General features: G+C 65.8%; 24 protein-coding genes, 4 tRNA genes and 1 riboswitch. Of the genes, 14 read left to right on the top strand and 14 right to left on the bottom strand.

Annotation, left to right across the window (positions count from 1 at the left end; genetic code table 11):
- Positions 1 to 44: 44 nt before the first annotated feature.
- Both IWX64_RS05890 and IWX64_RS05885 read right to left on the bottom strand, forming a co-directional pair.
- Positions 45 to 653, bottom strand: coding sequence for a DUF3000 domain-containing protein (locus IWX64_RS05890; RefSeq protein WP_196866234.1), 609 nt, complete (start codon positions 651 to 653; stop codon positions 45 to 47).
- Positions 654 to 748: 95 nt separating this feature from the next.
- Complete coding sequence (locus tag IWX64_RS05885) at positions 749 to 1,834, bottom strand: threonine aldolase family protein (protein WP_196866211.1); 1,086 nt, start codon at positions 1,832 to 1,834, stop codon at positions 749 to 751.
- A gap of 227 nt (positions 1,835 to 2,061) precedes the next feature.
- Between IWX64_RS05885 and IWX64_RS05880 the strand changes: the two genes are divergently transcribed.
- Positions 2,062 to 3,621 (top strand): sulfatase-like hydrolase/transferase, encoded by a 1,560-nt coding sequence (locus IWX64_RS05880; RefSeq protein WP_196866210.1) that lies wholly within the window; start codon positions 2,062 to 2,064, stop codon positions 3,619 to 3,621.
- Between the two features lie 12 nt (positions 3,622 to 3,633).
- Here IWX64_RS05880 and IWX64_RS05875 read toward each other — a convergent pair whose 3' ends face one another.
- From IWX64_RS05875 to IWX64_RS05860, 4 genes are all read right to left on the bottom strand, one after another.
- Complete coding sequence (locus IWX64_RS05875; protein ID WP_196866209.1) at positions 3,634 to 4,374, bottom strand: SDR family oxidoreductase; 741 nt, start codon at positions 4,372 to 4,374, stop codon at positions 3,634 to 3,636.
- On the bottom strand, positions 4,371 to 5,690 hold the full coding sequence (locus IWX64_RS05870; RefSeq protein ID WP_196866233.1) for a DUF6421 family protein: 1,320 nt from the start codon (positions 5,688 to 5,690) through the stop codon (positions 4,371 to 4,373). The genes IWX64_RS05875 and IWX64_RS05870 overlap by 4 nt, the downstream gene beginning before the upstream one ends.
- A 217-nt stretch (positions 5,691 to 5,907) precedes the next feature.
- Entirely contained in the window at positions 5,908 to 6,330 is a 423-nt protein-coding gene (gene msrB / locus IWX64_RS05865; protein WP_196866208.1) for a peptide-methionine (R)-S-oxide reductase MsrB, read from the bottom strand.
- 14 nt (positions 6,331 to 6,344) lie between these two features.
- Complete coding sequence (locus tag IWX64_RS05860) at positions 6,345 to 6,836, bottom strand: hypothetical protein (protein ID WP_196866207.1); 492 nt, start codon at positions 6,834 to 6,836, stop codon at positions 6,345 to 6,347.
- Between the two features lie 112 nt (positions 6,837 to 6,948).
- Here IWX64_RS05860 and IWX64_RS05855 point away from each other — a divergent pair, with 112 nt between their 5' ends.
- A complete protein-coding gene (locus IWX64_RS05855; protein ID WP_196866206.1) occupies positions 6,949 to 8,190 on the top strand; it encodes an alpha/beta hydrolase family protein in 1,242 nt (413 codons plus the stop codon).
- Positions 8,191 to 8,214: 24 nt separating this feature from the next.
- On the opposite strand, the gene IWX64_RS05850 is transcribed toward IWX64_RS05855, so the two are convergent.
- Positions 8,215 to 8,658: a SufE family protein gene (locus tag IWX64_RS05850; RefSeq protein ID WP_196866205.1), complete on the bottom strand. Its 444-nt coding sequence runs from the start codon at positions 8,656 to 8,658 to the stop codon at positions 8,215 to 8,217.
- Positions 8,655 to 9,554, bottom strand: a complete 900-nt coding sequence (locus IWX64_RS05845) for a sulfurtransferase (protein WP_196866204.1) — start codon at positions 9,552 to 9,554, stop codon at positions 8,655 to 8,657. Before IWX64_RS05845 ends, IWX64_RS05850 begins: the two co-directional genes overlap by 4 nt.
- 154 nt (positions 9,555 to 9,708) lie before the next feature.
- On the opposite strand from IWX64_RS05845, the gene zapE reads away from it, so the two are divergent.
- Entirely contained in the window at positions 9,709 to 10,743 is a 1,035-nt protein-coding gene (gene zapE, locus IWX64_RS05840; RefSeq protein ID WP_196866203.1) for a cell division protein ZapE, read from the top strand.
- Positions 10,744 to 10,856: 113 nt separating this feature from the next.
- Here zapE and IWX64_RS05835 read toward each other — a convergent pair whose 3' ends face one another.
- Complete coding sequence (locus tag IWX64_RS05835) at positions 10,857 to 11,108, bottom strand: antitoxin (RefSeq protein ID WP_196866202.1); 252 nt, start codon at positions 11,106 to 11,108, stop codon at positions 10,857 to 10,859.
- Positions 11,109 to 11,268: 160 nt separating this feature from the next.
- Positions 11,269 to 11,330: riboswitch (guanidine-III (ykkC-III) riboswitch) on the top strand.
- Between the two features lie 15 nt (positions 11,331 to 11,345).
- Between IWX64_RS05835 and IWX64_RS05830 the strand changes: the two genes are divergently transcribed.
- Positions 11,346 to 11,660, top strand: coding sequence for a DMT family transporter (locus IWX64_RS05830; protein ID WP_196866201.1), 315 nt, complete (start codon positions 11,346 to 11,348; stop codon positions 11,658 to 11,660).
- A 399-nt stretch (positions 11,661 to 12,059) separates the two neighbouring features.
- Here the strand turns inward: IWX64_RS05830 and IWX64_RS05825 are convergent.
- The 4 genes from IWX64_RS05825 to IWX64_RS05810 all read right to left on the bottom strand — a co-directional run bounded on the left by IWX64_RS05825 (position 12,060) and on the right by IWX64_RS05810 (position 12,486).
- Positions 12,060 to 12,136: transfer RNA gene (locus tag IWX64_RS05825), tRNA-Gly, on the bottom strand.
- Between the two features lie 50 nt (positions 12,137 to 12,186).
- Positions 12,187 to 12,258: transfer RNA gene (locus IWX64_RS05820), tRNA-Val, on the bottom strand.
- Positions 12,259 to 12,283: 25 nt separating this feature from the next.
- Positions 12,284 to 12,357, bottom strand: a tRNA-Cys gene (locus tag IWX64_RS05815).
- A gap of 55 nt (positions 12,358 to 12,412) precedes the next feature.
- Positions 12,413 to 12,486, bottom strand: a tRNA-Gly gene (locus IWX64_RS05810).
- A gap of 173 nt (positions 12,487 to 12,659) precedes the next feature.
- On the opposite strand from IWX64_RS05810, the gene IWX64_RS05805 reads away from it, so the two are divergent.
- The 5 genes from IWX64_RS05805 (at position 12,660) to rpe (ending at position 17,602) form a co-directional block, all read left to right on the top strand.
- Positions 12,660 to 13,538: a cytochrome gene (locus IWX64_RS05805; protein WP_196866200.1), complete on the top strand. Its 879-nt coding sequence runs from the start codon at positions 12,660 to 12,662 to the stop codon at positions 13,536 to 13,538.
- A 193-nt stretch (positions 13,539 to 13,731) separates the two neighbouring features.
- On the top strand, positions 13,732 to 14,337 hold the full coding sequence (def, locus tag IWX64_RS05800) for a peptide deformylase (RefSeq protein WP_334683177.1): 606 nt from the start codon (positions 13,732 to 13,734) through the stop codon (positions 14,335 to 14,337).
- The gene (gene fmt / locus IWX64_RS05795; protein ID WP_196866198.1) at positions 14,334 to 15,296 is read left to right on the top strand and encodes a methionyl-tRNA formyltransferase; all 963 of its coding nucleotides are present in this window, start codon (positions 14,334 to 14,336) and stop codon (positions 15,294 to 15,296) included. The genes def and fmt overlap by 4 nt, the downstream gene beginning before the upstream one ends.
- Positions 15,297 to 15,309: 13 nt before the next feature.
- On the top strand, positions 15,310 to 16,830 hold the full coding sequence (locus IWX64_RS05790; RefSeq protein WP_196866197.1) for an RsmB/NOP family class I SAM-dependent RNA methyltransferase: 1,521 nt from the start codon (positions 15,310 to 15,312) through the stop codon (positions 16,828 to 16,830).
- Between the two features lie 100 nt (positions 16,831 to 16,930).
- Complete coding sequence (gene rpe / locus IWX64_RS05785) at positions 16,931 to 17,602, top strand: ribulose-phosphate 3-epimerase (RefSeq protein WP_196866196.1); 672 nt, start codon at positions 16,931 to 16,933, stop codon at positions 17,600 to 17,602.
- Positions 17,603 to 17,700: 98 nt separating this feature from the next.
- Here the strand turns inward: rpe and IWX64_RS05780 are convergent, their stop codons facing one another.
- Positions 17,701 to 18,357, bottom strand: a complete 657-nt coding sequence (locus IWX64_RS05780; protein WP_334683176.1) for an acVLRF1 family peptidyl-tRNA hydrolase — start codon at positions 18,355 to 18,357, stop codon at positions 17,701 to 17,703.
- A 111-nt stretch (positions 18,358 to 18,468) separates the two neighbouring features.
- Here IWX64_RS05780 and IWX64_RS05775 point away from each other — a divergent pair, with 111 nt between their 5' ends.
- The 5 genes from IWX64_RS05775 (at position 18,469) to alaS (ending at position 24,431) form a co-directional block, all read left to right on the top strand.
- Positions 18,469 to 19,860, top strand: a complete 1,392-nt coding sequence (locus IWX64_RS05775) for a replication-associated recombination protein A (protein ID WP_196866195.1) — start codon at positions 18,469 to 18,471, stop codon at positions 19,858 to 19,860.
- 302 nt (positions 19,861 to 20,162) lie between these two features.
- Complete coding sequence (rpsD, locus tag IWX64_RS05770; protein ID WP_019482828.1) at positions 20,163 to 20,789, top strand: 30S ribosomal protein S4; 627 nt, start codon at positions 20,163 to 20,165, stop codon at positions 20,787 to 20,789.
- 146 nt (positions 20,790 to 20,935) lie between these two features.
- Positions 20,936 to 21,310 (top strand): DUF948 domain-containing protein, encoded by a 375-nt coding sequence (locus IWX64_RS05765; RefSeq protein WP_196866194.1) that lies wholly within the window; start codon positions 20,936 to 20,938, stop codon positions 21,308 to 21,310.
- A 19-nt stretch (positions 21,311 to 21,329) separates the two neighbouring features.
- A complete protein-coding gene (locus IWX64_RS05760) occupies positions 21,330 to 21,575 on the top strand; it encodes a DUF6167 family protein (protein ID WP_171587115.1) in 246 nt (81 codons plus the stop codon).
- 177 nt (positions 21,576 to 21,752) lie between these two features.
- Positions 21,753 to 24,431, top strand: a complete 2,679-nt coding sequence (gene alaS, locus IWX64_RS05755; RefSeq protein WP_196866193.1) for an alanine--tRNA ligase — start codon at positions 21,753 to 21,755, stop codon at positions 24,429 to 24,431.
- The last annotated feature ends 5 nt before the right edge of the window (positions 24,432 to 24,436 follow it).

Here is a 24,436-nt window from a genome sequence, read left to right as displayed (position 1 = left end):
GCCAGTGGGCGCATGCCTCAGTTGGAGCCACGGGGGTGAACGGCTTAGTGACGACGCCGGCTGGGCAGCGAGGCCACTCCGTCAGGCAAGGGTGGCAGACCGGCGAAGGTGCAGACCATGTCCGCCCACGCTTCCAGATGGTTCCGTACCCTCGGTGTTTCCGGGGTCCAGGATGCCCGGAGCTCGATGTCGATCCTGTCGGGCCGGTCGGTGAGGGTGCCGTAGCTTTCTGAAAGGATGCGGGTCGCGGTTCCGCCAGCCGAGCCGTATTCGGCGCCGTGGTTCTGCAGTGCCTCGGCCAGCCAGGTCCAGGCCACCGATCCGAGGAGCGAGTCATTACCCATCTCCGGTTCAAGCTGGGCCCGGATGTAGGTGACCACCCTGAAAGTGCCGCCCCACAGGTCTGATCCGCTCGGGTCATGCAGGAGAATGAACCGGCCCGTGGCCAGCTCCTCGGGTTCGGTCCCGGCGAACGCAGCGCGTGCCGGTCCGTGGACCGGCATCCGCTGCGGTCCGGCCTGGAAGACCTCCGCTCCGAGGGCCACGGCAAACGGTGCCAACCGCGAGGGGGCCGGTATTTCATCCAGCCGGATCTCGCTGCGGCATTTTGCTTCCCGGAGTTCGGTCAGGGCCGACTGGAACTCGCGGGGCATCGGGGTCAGATCGCCAATTGCGCTCACTCAGGAAGGCTATGGCACGTGCGCCCGCGCACCGGTCAGGCTCGCCGATGTGTCAGCAGCTGGTTGTGCTAGCTCGGGGCAATGCTGGCTGCCGTCTCCCGTCGGATTGCCTCGGCAAAGGCATCAACGTCCTCGGCGGTGGTATCGAACGAGCACATCCAGCGCACCTCACCGGTGACGGCGTCCCAGTCGTAGAACTTGAACTGCTCACGGACCCGGTTGGCCGCGTCCCGGGGAAGCACCGCGAAGACCGCGTTGGCGGCTGTCTGCTGCGTCAGCTGCACGCCCGGAATCTCCTTCACGAGCAGGGTGAGCCGCGCCGCCATCGCATTCGAGTGCGCGGCTGAACGCAGCCATAGACCGTCCTCCAGGAGGGCGATCAGCTGGGCCGAGATGAACCGCATCTTGGAGGCCAGTTGCATGTTCATTTTGCGCAGGTACGTCAGGCCGGTGGCTGCCTCGGGGTTCATCACCACCACGCACTCCCCAAACAGCAACCCGTTTTTGGTGCCACCGAAGGAGAGGATGTCGACGCCGGCATCCCGGGTGAAGGCGCGCAGGGGCAGGTTCAACGCAGCCGCGGCGTTCGCGAGCCTCGCACCATCCATGTGGAGATGCATGCCGCGGTCATGGACATGGTCGGCGATGGCCCTGATTTCGTCGACGGTGTAGAGGGTGCCCAGTTCGGTGGTCTGCGTGATCGACACGGCGAGTGGCTGGGCCCGGTGCTCATCGCCCCACCCCCACGCCTCAAGGTCGATCAATTCGGGCGTCAGCTTCCCGTCGGGGGTGGGAACGGTAAGGAGTTTGATCCCGGCGATCCGCTCGGGGGCCCCGTTTTCGTCCTTGTTGATGTGGGCGGTCTGCGCGCAGATGACCGCCCCCCACCGGGGGAGCAGAGACTGCAGGCTGAGCACATTGGCCCCGGTACCGTTGAAGACGGGGAATACCTCGGTGCCCGCCCCGAAGTGTTCCTGCATGATTTCCTGCAACCGGTGCGTGTACACGTCGTCGCCGTAGGCGGTCTGGTGTCCTCCGTTCGCAGCGGCAAGCGCGGCGAGGACTTCAGGGTGCACTCCTGAGTAGTTATCCGACGCAAAGCCGCGGATATCGGGGTTGTGCAGGGAGGCTATGGGGGCGATGGTTTCAGTCACTTCTCAATTATCACCCAGCCAGCGCCTGCGACGGGCGTCGGCGTCCCCGTCAGGGGTGACGAAGACGTTCCAGCGGCCGTCAGAGCTGGGATAACAATCCGATGCCGGGAGCCGGGCATCTGTTGAATGCAGCAGCTATCGGTACTACGCTCTTGTGGGCCCGAAAACCGGCTGGATGTCATGGCGTTCAGCCCACGATCCAGCCATCAAAGAAGGCAGAGGGTGCCATGTACGACCATGTTTTCTCCGCGACCCGACGGGTCGGTGTCGTCGTGGGACGGGTAGTGGTCCATGCCCTGATCGGAGTAGGGTTGGCGCTGCTGATCGCCGCCGCCATCATCCAGTTCTTCTGGGGCGAAATCTCCGTCAACCAGATGCTCCTGAACATTGTCGCTGTGGAAACCGATGGGGGAGGCGGACCCATCGTCTGGATCAGTATCCTGGGGATCGGCGTCGCGCCGCTGCTCATCACGGTGGGGCTCGCTCTCTGGCAGTATTTCCGCCGCCGCAAGGTCCGCAACAATGGTGGCATCAGCCGGCCGCGCCGCGCCCCCTGGATCATGCGCACGGTCTCCACTGTGCTGGTGGCCGCAGTGGTCATCGGTGGCTCGGCCGCCTTTGCCGCGACAGTGGGCGTGAGGGACTACATCGAGGCAGTCAACTCCGACTACGAGGTCGACGACTTCTATATCGAGCCGACCGTCACCAGCGACACGGACAAGCGCAATCTGGTCCTCATCTATCTTGAGTCAGGCGAGGGGACTCTTGCCGACGACGAGCTGTTTGAGAAGGACGCGTTCGCCCCGCTCAAGGAGGTCACGCCGGCAGCGGAGGGCTGGCAGACCGTTGACGACCTGCAGCAGTACGAGGGTGGAGGCTGGACCATGTCCGGCATTACCTCGACGCAGTGCGGTATCCCGCTCAAGGGTATTGGTTCGAGCTCCGGCGGCGGCGCGTACAACGCGCTGGGCGGCAAGGTCGAGAGCTACCTCGACGGTGCAACCTGCCTCGGTGATGTTCTCGGTCAGCACGGCTACACGAATGTCTTCCTGGGCGGTGCGAACGCCTCATTCGCCGCGAAGGATATTTTCCTGCGCAGCCACGGCTACTCGGAAGTGAAGGACCTGTCCTATTGGCGCGCCGCGGGTGAGCCTGCCACAGCCTTCCGCAGCGACTGGGGGCTCAGCGACGAACGCCTCCTCGCCAACGCCAGGGACGAGGTCGACGAGCTGCACGCCACCGCCGAGAGGACCGGTCAACCCTTCAACCTCTCGCTGCTGACCCTGGATTCACACGAGCCGGTCCACATCTACGACTACTGCGAGGTGGACACCCAGGACGAGGTCACCTCGGCATTCTTCTGTTCAATGACCCAGGTGGCTGGCTTCGTGGAGCACCTGGAACAGCAGGGCTATCTCAAGGACACTGCGGTGGTGATCATGGGCGACCATCTCAAGCAGATCGGCGGGGGCCATGCGTTCCAGGAGCAACTGGGGGACCACCGCAACCGCACAATCTTCAACCGGATCTGGCTGCCGGGCGGGGAGGGGAATGCCGCACTGCGACCCCGGGTGGACCAACTGAGCATGTACCCCACGATCCTGGAGGCCGCAGGGTTGACATTGGCTGGCCGGGAAGCCGGGCTGGGGATCTCCGCGTTCGCACCCGAGGCCCCCGCCGGATCCGCTCAGGCGCTGGAACCCAGCCACTATGCCGAGCTGGTGACCTCCCTTTCCCCGGAGTTCTACGCGGAGGCCTGGAGCGGCGAGGACGCGGCCGCGCAATAGCGACGGCAGCGCTCACCCCGCCAGGACGAGCCGCTCACCGTTGATCGAACGCGCGTCCGCGGCGTAAAGCCCGACCACCGCTGTCGCCAGATCATTGACGTGGGTGTAGCCCGGAAACTTGCGGTCCGGATGTTTCGCCCGTAGCCCGTCATCCAGGAGTGCCTTGACCACCAGGATGGTGGCCGCGGCGGTGAGCGGCGTGCCGTCGTCCCCTGCCTGCTGGTCGCTCCGGAACCCGTCCGCGACCGCTCGCGTCCACGTCTCCGCCGCCGACTTGAGGGCCGCATAGGAGGCGACTGCCGCCGTCGGGCGCTGGACGGCCGTGGAGGAGACAATCGCCAGCCGGCCCGTCGACGAGGCGAGCAGCGGAGCGTAGAAGGCGCGGCTGGTATTGCGCAGTGTGGTGAAGCCGCTGGTGTGAAGGGCGTTGTAATCGTCGTCGGCCTGTCCCGTTATTCCGTTCCCACCGCGCCACCCGCCCACCAGGTGAATCAGTCCATCGACCGAGAGGTAGTCGGTCGCCAGTGCGTGGGCCAGATCGTTGACGGCGGGTGCGTCGGCGAGGTCGCACACCCGCCGGTCGACGCGGTCGAGGTGGCCGAGGGCCTTCTCAAGCCGGCCAGCATGGGACCCCACGGCGACAACCGTTGCGCCGTGCCCCGCCAACAGGGTTGCACAGGCTACCCCTGACGCTCCGGCAGCGCCGGCAACGACGATGGTCAGGCCGTCGAGTGAGGGCACGGCTGCGCTCACGCTGCGGTCCCGGTGATGCCCGCGGTGGATTCGATCACTGGCTTCATCTTGCGATCCAGAGCTTCAAAGAACATCGACAGGGGGAACTCATCGTCCAGAACGGCATCGGTGAGCCCGCGCGGCGGACCGGTCAGTTCGAGCGCGTCGGGACCCTTCGCCCACACCGACGCCGGGTGCGGCGTGACGGTGTCGGTCACCAGCTGGTAGGCAGCAAGCCAGTGGGCGATCTTGGGCCGATCGATCGAGCGCCAGTAGAGCTGTTCGATTTTCTCGCCAAGGGCGATGACGACGGCGGGAACCTCCGCCCAGTCGATGCTTAGGCGGCTGTCGGTCCAGTGCAGCACGTGGTGCTGGTGCATCCACGCGAACAAGAGCTGACCTCCCAGGCCGTCGTAGTTCCGGACCCTGCTACCAGTGATGGAGAAGCGGAAGATCCGGTCGAAGATGACCGCGTACTGCACCAGCCGGGCATGACGGCGGGTCTCGTCCGGAGCCGACTCGTCCAGGGCGATCCGCACCGATTCCCGGAAGGCCGTGAGATCACAGCGCAGTTCCTCGAGCGAGTAGAGGAAGTAGGGCATGCGCTGCTTGATCATGAACGGATCGAACGGCAGATCGCCGCGCATATGGGTGCGGTCGTGAATGAGGTCCCACATCACGAAGGTCCGCTCGGCAAGCTGCTGGTCCGCGACGAGTTCCGCGGCCTCGGCGGGAAGGTCCAGTTGGGTGATCCCGGCCGCGGCAGCGACAACCCTCCGGAAGCGTGCCGCCTCGCGGTCCGCGAAAATGGCACCCCACGTGAACTGGGGGGTGGAGCTGACCGCGACTGTTTCCGGGAAGAGGACAGCGGAGTTGGTGTCGTAACCGGCGGTGAAGTCGAGGAAACGGATGGGGACGAAGAGCTTGTTGGAGTAGTCGCCGGCCTCAAGCTCAGCAATGAACTCGGGCCACAGCACCTCGATGAGGACGGCCTCCACGAGCCGGTTGGTGCTGCCATTCTGGGTGTACATGGGGAACACCACCAGGTGCTGGAGCCCGTCGACCCGGTGCTGCTGGGGCTGGAACTTCAGGAGGGAGGCAAGGAAGTTGGGGACGCCGAAGCCCGCGTCGCGCCACGTCGTGAAGTCCTGAACGGCGGCTGTCAGGTATCCGGCGTCGTGGGGAAAGGACGGGGCAAGCTCCTCAATGGCTTCGACAATCGTGTCCACTGCCGCCGAGGCGCTCTGGTGGTCGGCTGGCTCAGGGACCGAGCCGTCCTTGACCTGGAGTGTCTGGAGGGACGTGGCGGCAGCCTTGAGCCGATGCCACGCCGGCATGTTCTGGGGCGAGCCAGCCGTCCGGTCCGTGGTCTGGAGGGGGCTTGCGCCTGCTGCCGTGAGGTTGGGGTTCGTCGTCGTCGGGGTCATGGAAATGAGCGTAGCAACCCTCAAGGTTTCCTTACCGAATATTCCATCGAGTATAAGTAACTCTTATGCTTCGTTGAAGCGCACGGCAGCGGAGGCCCAGACATGCTGGACCTCCCCCGGGGTTTGCCTAGGCCTGTTCCACCAGCTTCATGGAGACGGAATTGATGCAGAACCGCTGGTCGGTGGGTGTGCCGTAGCCCTCTCCCTCGAACAGGTGGCCAAGGTGTGAATCGCAGTTGGCGCAGCGAACCTCGGTGCGCTGCATCCCCATTGAATTGTCATGCAGATAGCGGACGGTGTTCTCGGCCAGCGGGGCCCAGAAGGAGGGCCAGCCGCAGTGCGAATCGAATTTCTCGGTACTGGTGAAAAGCTCATGGCCGCAGGCGCGGCACTGATACACGCCCTTGGTAGTGGTGTCGTAGTACTCGCCGGTGTAGGGCCGCTCCGTGCCAGCCTGACGGAGGACGCGGTATTCCTCACTGGTTAGCTCGGAACGCCACTCGTCATCGGTCTTCTGGACAGGGACTTCGCTGGGTTCTGTTGTGCTCATGACTTCTTCAACGCCTAGGAACCCCCGATAAATCCCGAACCGGAATAGAGATGCAGCACAGGCACTCCCAGCCGGTCCTGGGCCTGGTTGGCCCAGTCGGTGTGCAGCGTGTCCGCGACGGCGTGCGGCCGGGTGATGACCACCGCCTGCCGTGCGTCATGCTCGCTGACGGCGTCGACCATCGCCTCCACGGCGTTGCCGGCCGCAATGAACCCGCGCGCACGGAGCCCGTGGTTCTCGGCAACCCGCAGGGAAGCCTCGAGGGCAGCCTCGGCAGTCCCCCGGGATTCCTGGGCGGACTGCTGCCCCTTGGACAGTTCGCGGAAGGCGTCGGCGAATTCCAGCAGGCTCAGGTGGTGGAAGAACTCGACCATCACATTCTTGTGCCGGTCATCGGGAATCAAGACCAGCAGCGTGGCGGGTTCCTCTCCGACCAGGGTCAGCAGGTTCTTTGCGTCGCCATCGTTGAGGCTCTCTTCGGTCAGTACCACTATCGTCTCGGCCATGAGCCAAGACTAGTGCTCAACCTCCCGCGACCCTAGCTTTAGCGACGGCGGAGCCTGCGACACCCCGCAATGGTTTGCCACCGATCGCAGGGAGCACAGGCAAGAATGGGGTATGCGAAATTTCCCCGTCACCGCGTCGGAGTCTTCCACCACTGCACCCTGGCTCCGCTGGACGATGCTCGGGGTGGGTATCGGCAGCGCAGTTGGCTCGACCGTCGCGGTAGCCACCTCGGGTCTTGCCGCACACTTCGCGCGGCAAGTCGTCACCCCGGCGCGCGTCAGGGACGAGAACCTGGACATACTGGCGGTGATCGGTTCCGGGACAGGCCAGCAGGTCATCCTCCCCGCCAATGACGACACGACTGTCGAGGGTACCTACAGCCTGTATTTCGACGGCGGCCGGGGCCACGCGCGCATCGGTGCCATCCGCTCCTACGTTCCCCGTGAGGGTACCGTGCAGCGGGAGGTGGAAACCGTCTATTCGGGCAACCTTGCCGGGGCCACCCGCGGGTGGTGGAGCGGCGCAGTCTTTTCCTCGCCGTCGTCCGTCGGCTTTGCTGATGAAGAGGTGGGCATCCCCGTCGAAGGGGGAGTTGCACCCGCGTGGCTGATTCGTGCCGAGAAAACCTCAACGGACTGGGCGGTGATGGTGCACGGCAGGGGAGTGCAACGCACCGAAGGGTTGCGGGCGGTGCGCCTGGCCCGCTCGCTCGGAATGACCTCCCTGTTAGCGTCTTACCGGAACGACGGCGAAGCCCCCCACGCAGCCGATGGCCGGTACGGGCTGGGAATGACCGAGTGGCGGGACGTCGAGGCCGCCATTGACTACGCGGTGGCCCACGGTGCCGAGGGTGTGGTGCTCTTTGGCTGGTCGATGGGTGGTGCCATCTGCCTGCAGACCGCCGACCTCTCCCGTCACCGGCAACGCATCAGGGCCCTGGTCCTCGATGGGCCGGTGGTCAACTGGATCGAGGTTCTCGCCTATCACGCCCAGCTCAACCGCATCCCAGCACCCATCGGGCGGCTGGGGCAGTGGCTCCTGACCAACCGTGCCGGACGGAAGGCCACCGGTCTGGCGGCACCGCTCGATCTGAAGAGTCTCGATTGGGTGGCCCGGGCCGAGCAGCTGATTATCCCCACCCTGATCATCCACAGCGAGGATGATGAATTCGTCCCGGTGGGCGCCTCCGAAGAACTCGCCGAGCGGAACCCGGCGTTTGTCAGGTTCGAACGGTTCCACCGGGCCAGGCACACCAAGGAATGGAATGTCGACCCGGTGAAATGGGAGCAGACCGTCGCCAACTGGTTGGCGCCGGTGCTGCACGGCAGGGCCCGGCCCGGCGTCAGAAACTGATCTTTCCGGATCGTGACCTGACACCTAGGCGGTTTGGCCCGCACGCACCGTCCGTTTGATTCGGCCGAGCATGGCGGTCATGCCGCGCATCCGCAGCGGCGTGATCGCCCGGGTCAGGCCCAGACGGTCCGGAACGTCGTCGGGGATGGCGAGGATCTCAGCCGATGGAAGCCCGTCCAGGCCCTCATGGAGAACCCCGGCGAACCCGCGGGTGGTGGGAGCCTCCGGCGGCGCGGAGAAGTAGAGGTGCACAATCCGCTCGGGGCTGTCGCCGATTTCCACACTAAGGAACAGAGGGGTCTGACACTCCACGACCTGCTCCAGCAACTCCGGGTGTTCCTGGAGATGGGCAGGGAGAGCCGGGAGCCCCTGGGAGAACTCCAGCAGCAACTGCAACCGGTCAGGCTCGTCCAGCGCCTGGAAATCCTCGACGATCTCGTCGAGCTTGGCGGGTAGCGGCGCGGTCATGACGTGGGAACCTCGCCACGCTCTTCGCCCTTGACGATGGGGACCCGTACCGCGTTGCCCCACTCGGTCCAGGAGCCGTCATAGTTGCGTACCTTGCTGAAACCGAGCAGGTGGAACAGGACAAACCAGGTGTGGCTGGACCGTTCGCCGATGCGGCAGTAGGCAACGACGTCGTCGTCGTCCTTCAGACCCACCTCGTCACGGTAGATGGCATCGAGCTCGGCCCGGCTGCGGAACGTCCCGTCCTCGGCAGCGGCGCGGGCCCAGGGGACCGACGCGGCGGAGGGGATGTGCCCACCGCGGAGTGCGCCTTCCTCAGGGTAGGCCGGCATGTGGGTGCGGGCACCGGTGTATTCGTCGGCCGAGCGGACGTCGATCAGGGGCTTCCCCAGGTGCTCGAGTACGTCGCCCATGTACGCGCGGATCGGAGCGTCATTGCGCTCCACCAACGGGTACTCGACGTTCTGAACGGCTGGCACGTCCGTGGTGGTCGGGCGCCCCTCGGCGAGCCACTTGTCGCGGCCGCCGTCGAGGAGCCGGACATCCTCGTGGCCAAACAGGGTGAAGACCCAGAGGGCGTAGGCTGCCCACCAGTTACTCTTGTCACCGTAAATGACAACGGTAGTGTCCCGGGTGATGCCCTTGGCGGACATCAGGCGGGAGAAAGCGGCGCCGTCAACGTAGTCGCGGGTGACCTCATCGTTGAGGTCGGTGTGCCAATCCACCTTCACTGCACCGGGGATGTGGCCCGTGTCGTAGAGGAGGACGTCCTCATCCGACTCGACCACCACCAGGGAATCTGTGTCGAGATTGTCCGCCAGCCAGGCGGTGGAGACGAGCCGTTCGGGGTGGGCATAGTGAGCGAACTTCTCATCGGAATCTGCTGCGACTGACATCCGTAGGCCTTTCTCGCGAAGAATATGTGGTCTCTACTAGCGTAACCACGCCTGCCCTGAAATATTTCCAGAGGTTCACCGCACGCCACAAATGCCCCGCGATGGGTGGTCCCGGGACACGTGCTCCGGTGGATGTGCCGTATTCTTGCCTACCGTGGCAACTATCGAACAGCTTTCCCAGCGGACCCCCAAAGTTTCGGTCGACGAACTGCTGACCGGGTTCTATCCGTCCCCCCGGTTCGGCGACGTGTCCTTTGACAGCTACCGTCCCGACCCCGACCAGCCGTCCCAGGCAGAGGCAGTCAAGGCGCTGTCCGATTTCGCGGACACGGTCAACCAGCCCGAACCGACCGGCCTGCGGAAACTATTCGGCGCAAAGAAGGCCCCCACACGAGCGGGAATTTACCTCGATGGCGGATTCGGCGTCGGTAAAACCCACCTCCTGGCGTCGCTCTGGCACGCCACCTCGGGCAAGAAGGCCTTCGGTACCTTCGTGGAGTACACCAACCTGGTGGGCGCTCTGTCCTTTCGACGCGCGGTCGACGCGCTGAGTGGGTACGCGCTGGTCTGCATCGACGAGTTCGAACTCGACGATCCGGGAGATACGGTGCTGATGTCCCGGCTGATGCGTGAGCTCGCCGACGCCGGGGTCAAGCTCGCGGCGACTTCCAACACACTGCCCGGCTCGCTGGGCGACGGACGGTTTGCGGCCGTCGACTTCCAGCGGGAAATCCAGGTGCTCGCTGACCAGTTCGACGTGCTGCGCATCGACGGTGAGGACTACCGCCACCGTGGGCTCCCCGAGGCGCCTGAGCCCTTCAGCGAATCAGGTCTCCATGACCGCGTGCGCGAGCTCAAGGACGGGCCCGATGGCATGCTGGCCGAGGACGTCTTCAGTGACCTGGTGAAACATCTCTCAGGGGTGCACCCGAGCCGGTACCGCCAGTTGATCGATGGCGTGGACTACATCGCCTGGCACAACGTGGGCACCATCTCGGAGCAGGCGGTCGCATTGCGGTTCGTGGTCCTCGCGGACCGCATCTATGACAAGGACATTCCGGTCTTTGCCAGTGGCGTCGCATTCGACCAGCTTTTCACCGAGGAAATGATGACCGGCGGCTACATGAAGAAGTACCACCGGGCCGTGTCCCGGTTGACGGCCCTGGCCCGTCAGGGCAGCGAAGCTTAGCTCCCGCCCTGGGCCGGATCGGCCAGACCCGGCCCGGACACCGGGTGAGCATGCAAAAAGCGCCGGTACTGCCTCACGGCAGGACCGGCGCTTCTTTTGTCGAGCAATAGGCCTTACACGGCCGGAGGAACTCCGGGGCCAGCTGGCCGGTCGGTGTCCCCGCGGTCGGTCTTGTCAACCATTTCGGAGGCTTTGGTCTGAACCTTGTCGATCTTGTCGGCGTACTTGCCTCCGGTCTTGCTGTCAACGAAGTTGCCAGCGTGACCGATGCCTTCCTTGATCTTTCCAGAGTTCTCGCCCACCAGCTCGGTTGCCTTTTCCTTCAGCACTCCGGCCTTGCCTTTGAGCCCGTCAAATACAGACACAGGCACCTCCTTTCGATCCGGGAACCTGATGCTCCCTCTGCGAGCCATCTTAGGGCGCTCGGTTGGCAGTTCCAAGCACGCAGCCTGTGGTTTGCCTGAGTGTCCGCCGACGGCGTATTTCCGGGCTGTATTGCCGCTGGGGCGGCGATGTGACAGCCTTGAAAAGCCAGATGGCACCCGGACGAGGTGCGCCGTACCCGGCCAGCGACAAGACGGCGTTTCAGGAGTGAGACTGTCATGGCATGGATTGTTCTAGTGGTATCCGGCGTCCTCGAAGCCGTCTGGGCCACAGCCCTTGGAAAGTCGGAGGGATTCACCCGGCTGGTTCCGTCAATCATCTTCGGTGTGGCGGTGACCCTCAGCATGGTTGGCCTGGCGTGGGCGATGCGCACCCTTCCCGTAGGGACCGCCTATGCGGTCTGGGTGGGCATTGGCGCGTCGCTGACCGTGGCGTACGCGATGATTTTCGACGGCGAATCCGCCTCGGTGATCAAGGTGCTGCTGGTACTCGGGATTGTAGCCTGCGTGATCGGGCTGAAACTGCTGCACTAACTGCAGAGGCCCTCCTGTTGGCCCGCATGCCGCTCTGGCTGGTGACTTACCTGGAATCATGCCGCTCTGGCTGGTGACTTACCTGGAATGGGGTGTTCCTATCCCGAGATCCCACTGACCGAGGCTGGTCAGTGGGATTGTCTAGACAGTCCCACTGACTGAGCTCGTTGGGTGGGCTGGAATACCGCTGGGCCCGGCACAAGTGCTCATTCACCGCGGGGAGCTGCTGAGCATGAGCGTCTATGCTCACTGCAGTTGCCGGGTTGGTGAGCACTTGTGTTGGCCCGCATCGAGCCGGCAACCGGGTGGGGGAGCCGCGAGGCGTTCCTGGTCAAAGCTCGTTAAAGAAAAATACCCCGGCCGTAGCCGGGATCATGTGTAAGACGCGGGTGGTGGAAGTGGAGCGGACGACGGGATTCGAACCCGCGACATCCACCTTGGCAAGGTGGTGCTCTAGCCAGCTGAGCTACGTCCGCGAAAAAGCGGTACCCGGTGAATTCTGAAGAACCACGGGAACCGCTCTGAGTGGGCGATACTGGGATCGAACCAGTGACCTCTTCCGTGTCAGGGAAGCGCGCTACCGCTGCGCCAATCGCCCATCGAGATGGGTGCAAGCTCCGTACTGGAGGTGGGGACGGGATTCGAACCCGCGTATACGGCTTTGCAGGCCGCTGCCTCGCCTCTCGGCCACCCCACCGTGCCTGGTAAACCAAGACCATCGAAAGGTGCTCCGATAGTTACAGTGACTTGCGAGCGGACGACGGGATTCGAACCCGCGACATCCACCTTGGCAAGGTGGTGCTCTAGCCAGCTGAGCTACGTCCGCATGTTGATTGATGATTCACAACCTCATGAAAATCCGTGGATTTGCAGGGTTATTCGTCGTTTTCCAACGAGTAAAAACTCTATAGGAGGAAATGGGGTTCGTCCAATCCGGGTCGAACGACGCCGGAATGGGGCCGACTATAGATTGTCAGTATCCGGTGTCAGACTGGATGTATGACTCAACCGCTGCTGGCTCATTCGACTGAGCACGGACGCATGTATTCCCGTTCGACCACCGACCGTCCGATCGTCCCCTCGATCACCACCGTCATCTCGCAGGCCACCGCCTCCCTCGATGGCTGGATCGGCTACATGGCTGCCAACGCCGTCGCGAACGATCCGCGGGTGCCCGCCGCGCTGGACAACCCCTCGCAGCTGCGCACCGTGGTCAAGGACGCCTCCGTGGCCGCGGAACGCTACCGTGACGAGGCCGCCGACCGGGGCACCCGGGTGCACTACTACTGCGAACAGGTTGCCCTTCGGGACCTGGAGAAGCCTCACGACGTCGACGGCGCCCGGGCAGCCCTCGCTGAGAACGACGAGGAAGCGTTCGCCGCCCGCTTCGACGAATGGTGGACCCAGTACCAGGTGCGGCCGATCGCTGCCGAACTCACCGTCTGGAACCACGAGGTCGGCTACGCCGGCACGCTCGACCTGCTCGCCGAAATCGGTGGACGGCTGTGCCTGATCGACTTCAAAACCAAAAACACCGACCGCGACGGGCAGGTGAAGCCCCTCGATGACAAGGTGGTGATGCAGCTCGTCGCCGGCATGAAGGCCCAGGAGAGCCTGGTCGACGGGGAGGCTGGCACCTGGGAGCCATGGAAGTACGACCACGAACTGATCCTGCTGGGCGTCGCAATCGGCAAGACCGAGGTGCGCGCCATGCGTGCGAACCCTGAGGTCCTCAAGGAGCACTGGTTCCGCTTCTGCGCGCTGCGCCGGTCGTGGGAAGCCGGTCTGGATGCGGCCGCCGCCGGGCGGGCGCTGCTCCCCATCGGGCCACCTCCCGTCACCGCAGGTGGCGCCGTCGCAAGCGGATCTGCCCACTGAGAACGGGCCGGCTGAGGGTGCGGCCGGGTTCGCGCCTAGAATGGCATCGCATCACAGCGCACTATTGAAGAGCAGGACCCACGATTCAGATCAGTTCACCCATCAAAACAGTGCCCCACTGACAACAGTGACCCACTGACAACAGTTGCCCATCATGCAGCACACCATCCACGACGTTAGGACCACTCACAGCATGGCCGTCTTGAGCATTCGGATCATCGGCGACCCGGTATTGAGAACCCCCGCCGCCGAGGTCACCCAGTTCGGTCCGGAGCTGGCCCGGCTGGTAGCTGACATGGTGGAAACCATGGACGACGTGCATGGAGCAGGCCTTGCGTCACCCCAGGTGGGGGTGAGCCTGAGGGTCTTTACCTTCCGGATCGGCGACGCGTCGGGCCACGTGGTGAACCCGGTACTCGAGGTGGGCACCGAACCCGAACCCGAGGAACCGGAAGGGTGCCTGTCCATCCCGGGACTCGGCTACCCCGTGCCACGCGTGAGCTGGGCCAGGGTGACCGGCCTCGACCTCAACGGTGAACCGGTCGAGTTTGAAGGAACCGGAATGCTCGCACGCTGCTTCCAGCACGAGACAGACCACCTGAACGGCTCGCTGTACATTGACCGCTTGGTGGGGGAGCACCGGAAGGACGCCATGCGCGCAATCCGGAGCTCCAGCTATTCCTCGGTGGCGGACCAGACCACCCGCGAGCGGTCGGAGAGCATCGGCTCAAGCTTCGGGCTTGGCACCGCGTCAACCGTGCAGGGCGGCCAGCCCAGCACCCACGGAACCAGACGATGAGGGTCCTCTTCGCCGGGACGCCCGGTGTGGCGGTGCCGTCCCTCGACGCACTCGTGGATGCCGGGTTCGACGTCGTCGGGGTACTGACCCGCGAGGACGCCCCGCTGGGGCGCAAACGGATCATGACACCCAGCCCCGTAGCGGCGCGGGCAGCCGAACTGGAGTTACCCGTGATCCGCGCCAACCGGATCGACGCCGCGGTCACAGAGCAGATCGCCGCCTTGAACACCGACGTGGCAGCAATCGTTGCGTACGGCGGACTGGTCCCTCAGCCGGCCCTGGACATCCCGGTTTACGGCTGGATCAACCTGCACTTTTCCCTCCTGCCCGCGTGGCGCGGAGCCGCCCCCGTCCAGCACGCCGTCATGGCCGGCGATGAGATCACCGGGGCCTCGACCTTCCGTCTCGAAGCGGGCCTCGACACGGGTCCGGTCTTCGGCACCATGACCGAAGCGGTCCGGCCCGGCGACACCAGTGGTGACCTGCTGGAGCGGTTATCCCAGGGTGGGGCCGTGCTGCTGGTCCAGACCCTCTCCGCGGTGGACGCGGGACGGGCCGAGGCAGTGCCCCAAGCGGGTCCCATCACCCTCGCGCCCAAGCTCACTATCGACGACGCGCGGGTGGACTGGGCCCAGCCTGCCCTTGCCGTCCGGCGGCGGATCAACGGTGTCACCCCCGAGCCGGGTGCCTGGACCCTCCTCGGAGACCAGCGGGTGAAGCTGGGTCCGGTGTCGTTGCTGGAACAACGCACTAATGCGGCCTCCACCGATCCGGCCTCCACTGATGCGGTCGCCGACCTGGCCGCGGGTGTGGTGTCCCTCGAAGCCGGCTCCGTAATCGTGGGCACTGGCTCGGGTGCAGTCGTCCTCGGTGAGGTTCAGCCGGCTGGGAAAAAGAAGATGCGCGCAGCCGACTGGGCGCGCGGCGCAGGACAACAAGGAGAGCTGGTTTTTTCGTGACGAGGCAGATTTCGTGACCAAGCAACAGGGACAGGGCAGCAAGGGCGGGCCGGAACGACGCCGTAATGCGGCCGGACGGGAACGCAACCGTGCCGAACCGCGCGGGTTCTCCACCGCCGCGCCCTCCGAGCGGACACGACGGGCCGACCCGGCACGGCTCGTAGCCTTCGAGGTGCTGCGCGCCGTCGAGGCCGACGACGCCTACGCGAACCTGGTGCTGCCCGTCAGCATCCGCAAGCACCGCCTCGACAAGCGCGATGCGGGCTTCGCCACTGAACTGGCCTACGGGGCGCTTCGTGGCCAGGGAACCTACGACGCTGTCCTGGCTAGGTGCGTCGACCGGCCGCTGGAAAAACTTGACCCGGCCATTCTTGATGCCCTGCGGATCGGAACCCACCAGCTCCTCGCGATGCGGGTGCCCGCTCACGCGGCCCTGGACCAGACAGTCGGCCTGGCCCGGGCCGTGATCGGCGCCGGACCCTCAGCACTCATCAATGCGGTGCTGCGGCGGGTGTCGGCCAAGTCGCTTGAGGAATGGGTCGCTGAACTGACCGCTGATCTCACGGACGCTACGAAGATCAGCTCCATCACCCACAGCCACCCGGAGTGGATTGTCCGCGCCCTCCGAGGTGCGCTGGTCGATCACGGCAGGGATGTCTCCGAAATCGAGACTCTCCTCGCCGCCAACAATGCCGCGCCGGTGGTCAACCTGCTCGCCCTCCCCGGACTGGGATCCCTTGATGAAGCGTTTGACGCCGGAGCCGTGCCGGGCGAGCTCGCCGAGGACTCGGCTCTGTTCTCGGCGGGTGATGTGGGCCGGCTCGAGAGCATCAGGGTCGGAACCACCCGGGTCCAGGACGCCGGCTCCCAGCTGGTCGCCCGGGCACTTGCCGCTGTGTCGCTCGACGGCGGCCCGACGTCGGCCGACCACGGCGCCGAGCAGTGGCTCGACCTTTGCGCCGGGCCTGGTGGCAAGGCCGCACTGCTCGGCGCCCTCGCGCAACAGGGTGGTCATACCCTGGTGGCGAACGAACCGGCCGAACACCGCGCCCAGCTGGTCCGCCAGGCCCTGCGGCCGCTCGATCCTGCCGTCTGGACCGTGCGGGTGGGGGACGGCCGAACGGTTGCCGATGACTTCCCGGACACCTTCGACCGGATTCTCGTCGATGCGCCCTGCACCGGGCTGGGGGCCCTCCGCCGGCGTCCGGAAGCCCGCTGGCGGCGGAAGCCCTCGGATATCGGCGGACTCGGGGCGTTGCAACGTGATCTGCTCGCGGCTGCCCTGACAGCAGTCCGCCCCGGCGGCGTGGTGGCCTATGTCACCTGTTCGCCACATCCCGCCGAAACCTCGGCAGTGGTGCAGGACTGCCTGCGGCGCCGCGACGACGTTGAACTGATCGACGCGGGGGAGGCCCTCGACGAGGTCAGCCTCACCGGCTCGCTGGCGGCCGGCCACGAGAAGACCGCCCAACTGTGGCCTCACGTCCACGGCACCGATGCGATGTTCCTCGCGCTGATCCGCCGTACCGCCTAGAAAGCGGACCGCCTGGAAACCGGACCGGCCAGAACCGGGTACCCCACCCGATCGGGGTAGGTTGTGGGAAGACCACCGACACATCCGCTCAAGGAGTTCCATGACCGCCTGCTGCATCAACCCGAGCATCCTGTCCGCCGACTTCGCCAACCTGCAGAGCGAGCTGGGTCGCATCGCCTCGGCGGATGCCGTTCATGTGGACGTGATGGACAACAGCTTCGTCCCCAACCTGACGCTGGGCTTGCCGGTGGTCAAGCGCATCCAGGAGGTCAGCAGCCTCCCGCTCGATGTGCACCTGATGATTGACGACGCCGACCGCTGGGCTCCCGGTTACGCCGAACTGGGTGCCGCTTCGGTTACCTTCCACGCCGAGGCCGCGGCCGCCCCGATTCGTCTCGCCCGCGAGCTCCGCAGCATCGGATCGAAAGCGGGGCTGGCGCTGCGACCGGCAACGCCGGTCGAGCCGTACCTGGACCTGCTGGGCGAAGTGGACCTGCTGCTGATCATGACTGTCGAACCGGGCTTTGGCGGGCAGTCCTTCCTGGATGTCATGCTCCCCAAAATCCGCCGGGCAGCTGAAGCAATCCGGGGCGCCAACCTTCCGGTCGCCCTCCAGGTGGATGGCGGTATCACCGAAGACACCATTCTTCGCGCGGCTGAGGCCGGGGCGACGGTTTTCGTCGCAGGGTCGGCGGTCTACGGGGCGGACAACCCGGACGACGCCGTCGGGCGGCTCCGCAGCGCGGCCCAACGCGCCTCCAACGCGCGGTAGCGCCAGGGCGCTGATGCGCGGTAGCGCGAGGGCGCTGATGCGCGGTAGCGCCAGGGTGCAGCAGCGACGCCATCACCGTCGGCAGGTTCGGGGTCAGCTTAGGGGTCGGTGATCGTGATCCTGATGGAGCGCGCATCGCCGGCTGCCTGTTTAAGGATGTCCAGGCGGGGATCGGGCACCACCAGGAACCTCAACTGCGGCACTGACTGGAACCGGCGCAACACCGGGTTGGCCAGCGTTTCGGCCGCGAGCGTGCGGTCGCCGCCGAGCTGCAGGCTACCGGGCGGGTGCTCGCCGAACAGTCGCGCGGCGTGGACTGCTGCAGCGTCGGCAAGCCCCGACGCCTGATTGGCCCGACGTCGGGCGAAACGCTGCTGCGACCAGCCGCCGGCGGCGGTACGCGACTGGACGTACTTGGTGCCGGTCTTCGAGACAAGCAATTTCCCTGCCTCGGCAACTCCCACCGCATAACCTCCCCGCCGGACCAGGAGCAGACCAATCGGGTCTTCGCTGGTCGCGGAGGCGATCAGCCCGTCCACCGACGGATCAGCGCCGGACCCGGGGGCAGGGGCCTCCCGGGGTGGGTACAGTTCGGCCACACACCCGTTCGCCCCCCACAGCAGCAGCCCTCCACGCGATCGTGCGTCGGCGTCGTGCCCGGACGTGGACTTCAACCCGCCGTTGCCGGCGGCGAACCGCTCCACCCAGCCGGGCAGCCGCTCCGGAGACACCAGTACGTGGCGGGGTGATCCCACGATTGACTCCGATCCGGCGCGACGCCGTTCTTTCCGGAAGGCCGGCTGCGGCCCGCGGTTGGCGGACGGCCGATATCTCTGCCGTCAGTGCTTCACAGTAGCCTTGGCAGTGTGAATGATCTATTCAGTGCCGCCTACGGGTCTGACGACGACGACGCACCCGCCCGGAGCGCGACCAGCGCCGAGCGTCACCGCAGCCCCCTCGCCGTGAGGATGCGTCCACGCTCCATCGACGAGGTAGTGGGCCAGCAGCACCTGCTGGGCCCCGGCTCGCCGTTGCGGACCCTGGCCGGCGACGCAGACCGTACGGGACCGGCCGGCCCGTCGTCGGTCATTCTGTGGGGACCGCCGGGCACTGGTAAAACCACCCTTGCCCACGTGATTGCGCGGGGCCGCGGCAGGACGTTCGTCGAGCTGTCGGCCATTACCGCCGGGGTGAAGGACGTGCGCCGGGTCATGGACGAGGCGCTCACCGCCCGCGACCTGCACCGCACCACCACCGTCCTGTTCCTGGACGAGATTCACCGGTTCAACAAGGCACAGCAGGACGCGTTGCTGCCCGGCGTCGAGAACCGCTGGGTGGTCCTGATCGCGGCCACGACCGAAAACCCGTCCTTCTCGGTGGTGTCCCCCCTGCTCTCCCGGTCGCTGCTCCAGACGCTCAAGCCCCTGACCGAGGCAGACATCGCCGCCCTCCTGGGACGTGCGGTCCAGGACCCGCGGGGGCTGGACGGGTCGGTCCGGGTCAGCGACGGCGCCATGGAACACCTGGTCCGGCTCGCCGCAGGCGATGCCCGCCGCGGACTGACTGCTCTGGAAGCCGCGGCGGGGGTTGCCCATTCGGCGACGGACGATCCAGGGGAACCAGTCATCGTGGAGCTGGAGCACGCGGAAAAGGCAGTCGATGTGGCAGCCCTGCGCTACGACCGTGCCGGGGACCAGCACTACGACGTGGCCAGCGCCTTCATCAAGTCGCTCAGGGGCTCGGACGTCGACGCCGCCCTCCACTACCTGGCGAAGATGCTGGAGGCGGGGGAGGACCCACGCTTCGTCGCCCGCCGGCTGATGATCTCGGCGGCCGAGGACGTCGGGATGGCGGATCCGACTGCCCTGCAAACCGCGGTGGCAGCCGCCCAGGCGGTGGCGCTGATCGGGATGCCCGAGGGCAGGATCATCCTCGCCGAAGCGGTGGTGCATATCGCGACTGCACCCAAATCCAATGCCTCCTACAACGGGATCAACGCGGCCGTGGCAGATGTCCGGGCCGGGCGGGGGCAGGGGATCCCCTCCCACCTACGGGACGCCCACTATCCGGGTGCGAAACAACTGGGGCATGGCAGCGGCTACATCTACTCCCACGACGAGCCCCACGGGATCGCCGCCCAGCAGTACGCCCCCGACGACCTGGCGGGCCACGACTACTATTTGCCGACCGACCGGGGCGCGGAACGGGACATCGGTTCCCGTCTGGCGAGACTTCGCCGCATCATCCGCGGCAAGTGATTCCCGGGGCGGCCCCAGCGATTCCACGGCGGGCCGGGCGCACTGCTAGGATTGTCGGTTGACTGGCAAGTCGCGTTCTGCGCATCCCATCATTGAAGGCTTGATTCGCTCAAGTGTGATCCGTTTCGGCGGTTCCCTTCCGTGGAGGTTGCGCAAACTGCGCACTGTAGTACCGGGAAGCGGCCACTCCCGGCTCTCCGCAAGTGGAGGCCAGCGACACTGAAAGTGCCAGCCGTCCGGCCGGGTTAGACCGACTGGACTCAGCTGAGCTGCTTTGCCGCAAAAATAAATGGAAGGTATTCGTGGCTAACAACACACGTGCCCGCCGCAAGGTCCGCATTTCGCGTGCCCTCGGCATTGCTCTGACCCCCAAGGCCGAAAAGTATCTGGAACGCCGGCCGTACGCGCCCGGCCAGCACGGACGTGCCCGTCGCAAGCAGGACAGCGACTACGCTGTACGGTTGCGCGAAAAGCAGCGTCTGCGCGCCCAGTACGGCATCCGCGAAGCCCAGATGACCCGGGTCTTCGAAGAAGCCCGCCGCACCAAGGGGCTGACCGGTGAGAACCTGATCGAACTGCTCGAAATGCGTCTCGATGCCCTGGTGCTCCGCGCCGGCTTCGCCCGCACCAGCGCGCAGGCCCGTCAGCTGGTTGTTCACCGTCACATCATGGTCGACGGTTCACGCGTTGACCGCCCGTCCTACCGCGTCGCCGAAGGACAGCTCATTCACGTACACCCACGCAGCGAGGTCCTCGACCCGCTGCAGGTTGCCGCCGCAGGCGCGCACCGCGATGTGCTGCCCGCAGTTCCCGGCTACCTGGAGGTCCAGCTGGACAAGCTTCAGGCCCGCCTGGTTCGCCGCCCCAAGCGCTCAGAGGTCCCCGTGACCTGTGAAGAGCAGCTCGTGGTGGAGTACTACGCACGCTAGTTCCTTAGCTATTTAAGCAAGGACCTACTCAAAGGCCCGCGGCACACGCCGCGGGCCTTTGAGTAGGTAAGGTACAGAAGTACGTTATTGCCGCCGAGCGACCGAAGCCCGGGCGGCCTACCTGATTAACGAAGGAGACACGATCCATGTCTGGTGGAGATATCGCCGGTCTCATCGCGGCCGGAGTGTTCGCCGTGCTGGTGGCACTGCTGGCTGTGCCGGTATGGAAACTCGGGAAAGTGTTCGATGAGCTCCGGACCACGATCCGCAGTGTGAGCAACGAAACCACACCGCTGATCGAAGAAGTGACGAGCACCGTCACCACCACCCATCAGCAGCTGAAGAACGTTGACGGAATCACGTCCAACGTCTCCGATGCGACAGCGAATCTTTCCGCCCTGTCGTCGCTTGTCGCGGCAACGCTCGGCGCTCCGCTGATCAAGGTCGCAGCCTTCTCCTACGGTGTCCGTTCTGCCCTGGCAGCGCGCGGCAAGCCCGCCCCCCGCCGCCGAAGCCGCTGAGGAAACGATGAGGAATTCAATGATCATGCGAGTCATCTGGATGGGTGCCGGCGTCGCCATTGGCGTCATCGCCGTCCGTAAACTGTCCTCGGTTGCCGATAGCTACGGGCCAGCGGGCCTGAACCGGGCCATGGGAGAAGTCTCTGACAGCGTCGCCAGCTTTGCTGATGCCCTGCGGTCGGGGATGCAGGAGCGGGAGTCCGACCTCCGCGCTGCCCTCGGAATCAATCCCGCCGACGTTGCCCCGGAACGCCCCGGCCAGTAACTGCCCCGTGCCCACCAGGTGGCACCGCCTCAGGGAACGCCGCCGGCCCCAGCTTCACCGACCGGCCAGTCTTGCCATCGGACCAGGGCCTGAGAGGTAACAAGGCGTCAGGCTCCCCGAGGAACAAGGCTCCCGGGTTCCCGGCCCCAGAAAAGACCATAAGGACTGATACTTTCCATGAAATCCCATGAGATTGCCCGCCGCTGGCTCGCGTACTTCGAAGGCAAGGGACACACGGTGGTGCCGTCGGCGTCGCTGGTGTCGACCGACCCGTCCCTGCTGTTCAACATCGCGGGAATGGTCCCCTTCATCCCGTACCTGACGGCGCGCGAAAAGGCGCCCTTCGACCGTGCAACCAGCATCCAGAAGTGCATCAGGACCGGCGACATCGAAGAGGTGGGCAAGACCGCCCGCCACGGGACGTTCTTCCAGATGTGCGGCAACTTCTCCTTCGGTGACTATTTCAAGGAAGGCGCCATCATGATGGCGTGGGAACTGTTGACCTCCCCGCTCGACGACGGCGGCTATGGCCTGGACCCGGACCGCCTCTGGGCGACCGTGTATCAGGACGACGACGAGGCACTCGCCATCTGGCGCGACCAGGTTGGCGTCCCTGCCGAACGGATCCAGAAGCTCGGCGAAGCGGAGAACTACTGGAGCACGGGCCAGCCGGGCCCCGGCGGTCCCTGCTCGGAAATCTTCTACGACCGTGGGCCCGAGTACGGCATCGCCGGCGGGCCCGCCACGGATTCACCGCGGTACATCGAAATCTGGAACCTGGTGTTCATGCAGTACCAGCTCTCCGCCGTGCGCAGCAAAGAGGACTTCGATATCGCCGGCGAGCTGCCGGCCAAGAACATCGACACGGGCCTGGGACTGGAGCGCCTCGCGCTGGTCCTCCAGGGTGTCGAGAACATGTACGAGACCGACCAGGTGCGTCCCGTCCTGGACCGGGCGGCCGAACTCTCCGGCAAGACCTACACCAGCGCTGAGTCCGACACCGACCCGCACCACACCGACGACGTCAGGATGCGGGTGGTCGCCGACCACATCCGCTCCGCCCTGATGCTCATCTCCGACGGCGTCACCCCCTCCAACGAGGGCCGCGGCTACGTGCTCCGTCGGTTGATCCGCCGCGCCGTCCGCGCGATGCGGCTGCTCGGCGTCGAACGCGCCTGCCTGCCCGAACTCCTGCCGGCCTCCCGCGACGCCATGAAGGGCACCTACCCCGAGGTCGAGAATGATTTCGAGCGGATCAGCCGGATCGCCTACGCCGAGGAGCGCGCCTTCCTCCGCACGATCGCCTCCGGAACCGCCCGGCTCGAGGGTGCAGTTGTCGAATCCAAGGCCGCTGGCCGGCCGCTGTCCGGGGAGGACGCCTTCGCCCTGCACGACACCTTCGGTTTCCCCATCGATCTGACCCTCGAAATGGCAGCAGAGGCGGGACTCGCGGTCGACGCCGACGGGTTCCGTGCCCTGATGCTCGAGCAGCGGCAGCGCGCCCAGGCGGACGCCCGTGGGAAAAAAGCCGGCCAGGCCGACCTGTCGGTCTTCACCGAGCTTCTGGCCGACGGTCAGACCGTGTTCACCGGGTACGACGAGCTCACCACCGAATCTCTGATCACCGGCATCGTCCGTGACGGCGTCACGGTGCCCGCAGCGGGTCAGGGAGCAGAGATCGACCTGATCCTGGATCAGACCCCGTTCTACGCGGAGGCTGGTGGCCAGGCCGCCGACGTCGGGCTCATCACCGGCAACGGTTTCGTGGTGGAGGTCCTCGATGTCCAGCGCCCGGTCAAGGGTCTGAGCGTCCACCGTGCGGTCGTCAGGGAGGGCGAAGTCACGGTCGGTGCCCCGGTAGTCGCGGCCGTCGACCGGCAGCGACGGCACGCGGGGGAGCAGGCCCATTCGGGCACCCACATTGTGCACGCAGCCCTGCACCAGATCCTCGGCCCGGAGGCCCTGCAGCGTGGCTCCTTCAACAAGGCGGGCTACCTACGGTTCGACTTCTCCTGGGGCGAGGGTATCAGCGCCGGCGCCAAATCGGAGATCGAAGAGGTCTCCAACATTGCGATCCGCAACAACCACACCGTCGACACCAAGTTGATGAAACTGGACGAGGCAAAAGCCCTCGGCGCGACCGCCCTCTTCGGTGAAGCCTATGGTGACACCGTCCGGGTGGTTGAGATCGACGGTGACTGGTCACGGGAACTCTGTGGTGGCACCCATGTCGGGTCCACCTCGCTGATCGGGTCGCTGACCCTGCTCGGCGAACAGTCGGTCGGATCAGGCAACCGGCGGGTCGAGGCTCTGGTCGGCATGGACGCGTTCCGCCATCTGGCCGCCGAGCGGGCCCTGGTCACCGAGCTCTCCGAGATGCTCAAAGTCCCGTCGGTTCAGCTGCCCGAACGGCTGTCCGCGACCCTGGCGAAGCTCAAGACAGCCGAGAAGGAACTTGAGCGGCTGCGCAAGGAGGCGCTGAGCGCTTCGGCGGCTGCCCTCGTCGGTAGCGCTGTCGACGTCGACGGCGTCCGCCTGCTGGTGCACGACGCCGGAACCATCGGAGGCGCCGATGATCTGCGGACCCTCGCACTCGACCTCCGGAACCGGCTCGGATCCGGTGCCGCAGTGGTCGCGACCGCCGGGGTGAGCAACGACCGCCCGCTGGTGCTGGTCGCCACCAATGAGGAGGCCCGCGCCGCGGGAGTGAAGGCTGGAGCACTGGTCCGCGTCGCCGCTGGGATTCTCGGTGGCGGAGGCGGCGGCAAGGACGATGTCGCACAGGGCGGTGGGTCCGATCCCGCCAAGGTGGAACCGGCCCTGAGCGCGATCCGTGCAGCCGTCGCGGCCCGCTGAGCCAG

The sequence above is a fragment of the Arthrobacter sp. CAN_A212 genome (assembly GCF_015752345.1).
GTDB lineage: Bacteria > Actinomycetota > Actinomycetes > Actinomycetales > Micrococcaceae > Arthrobacter_D.
This window is presented reverse-complemented; position numbering and strand designations above follow the sequence as displayed.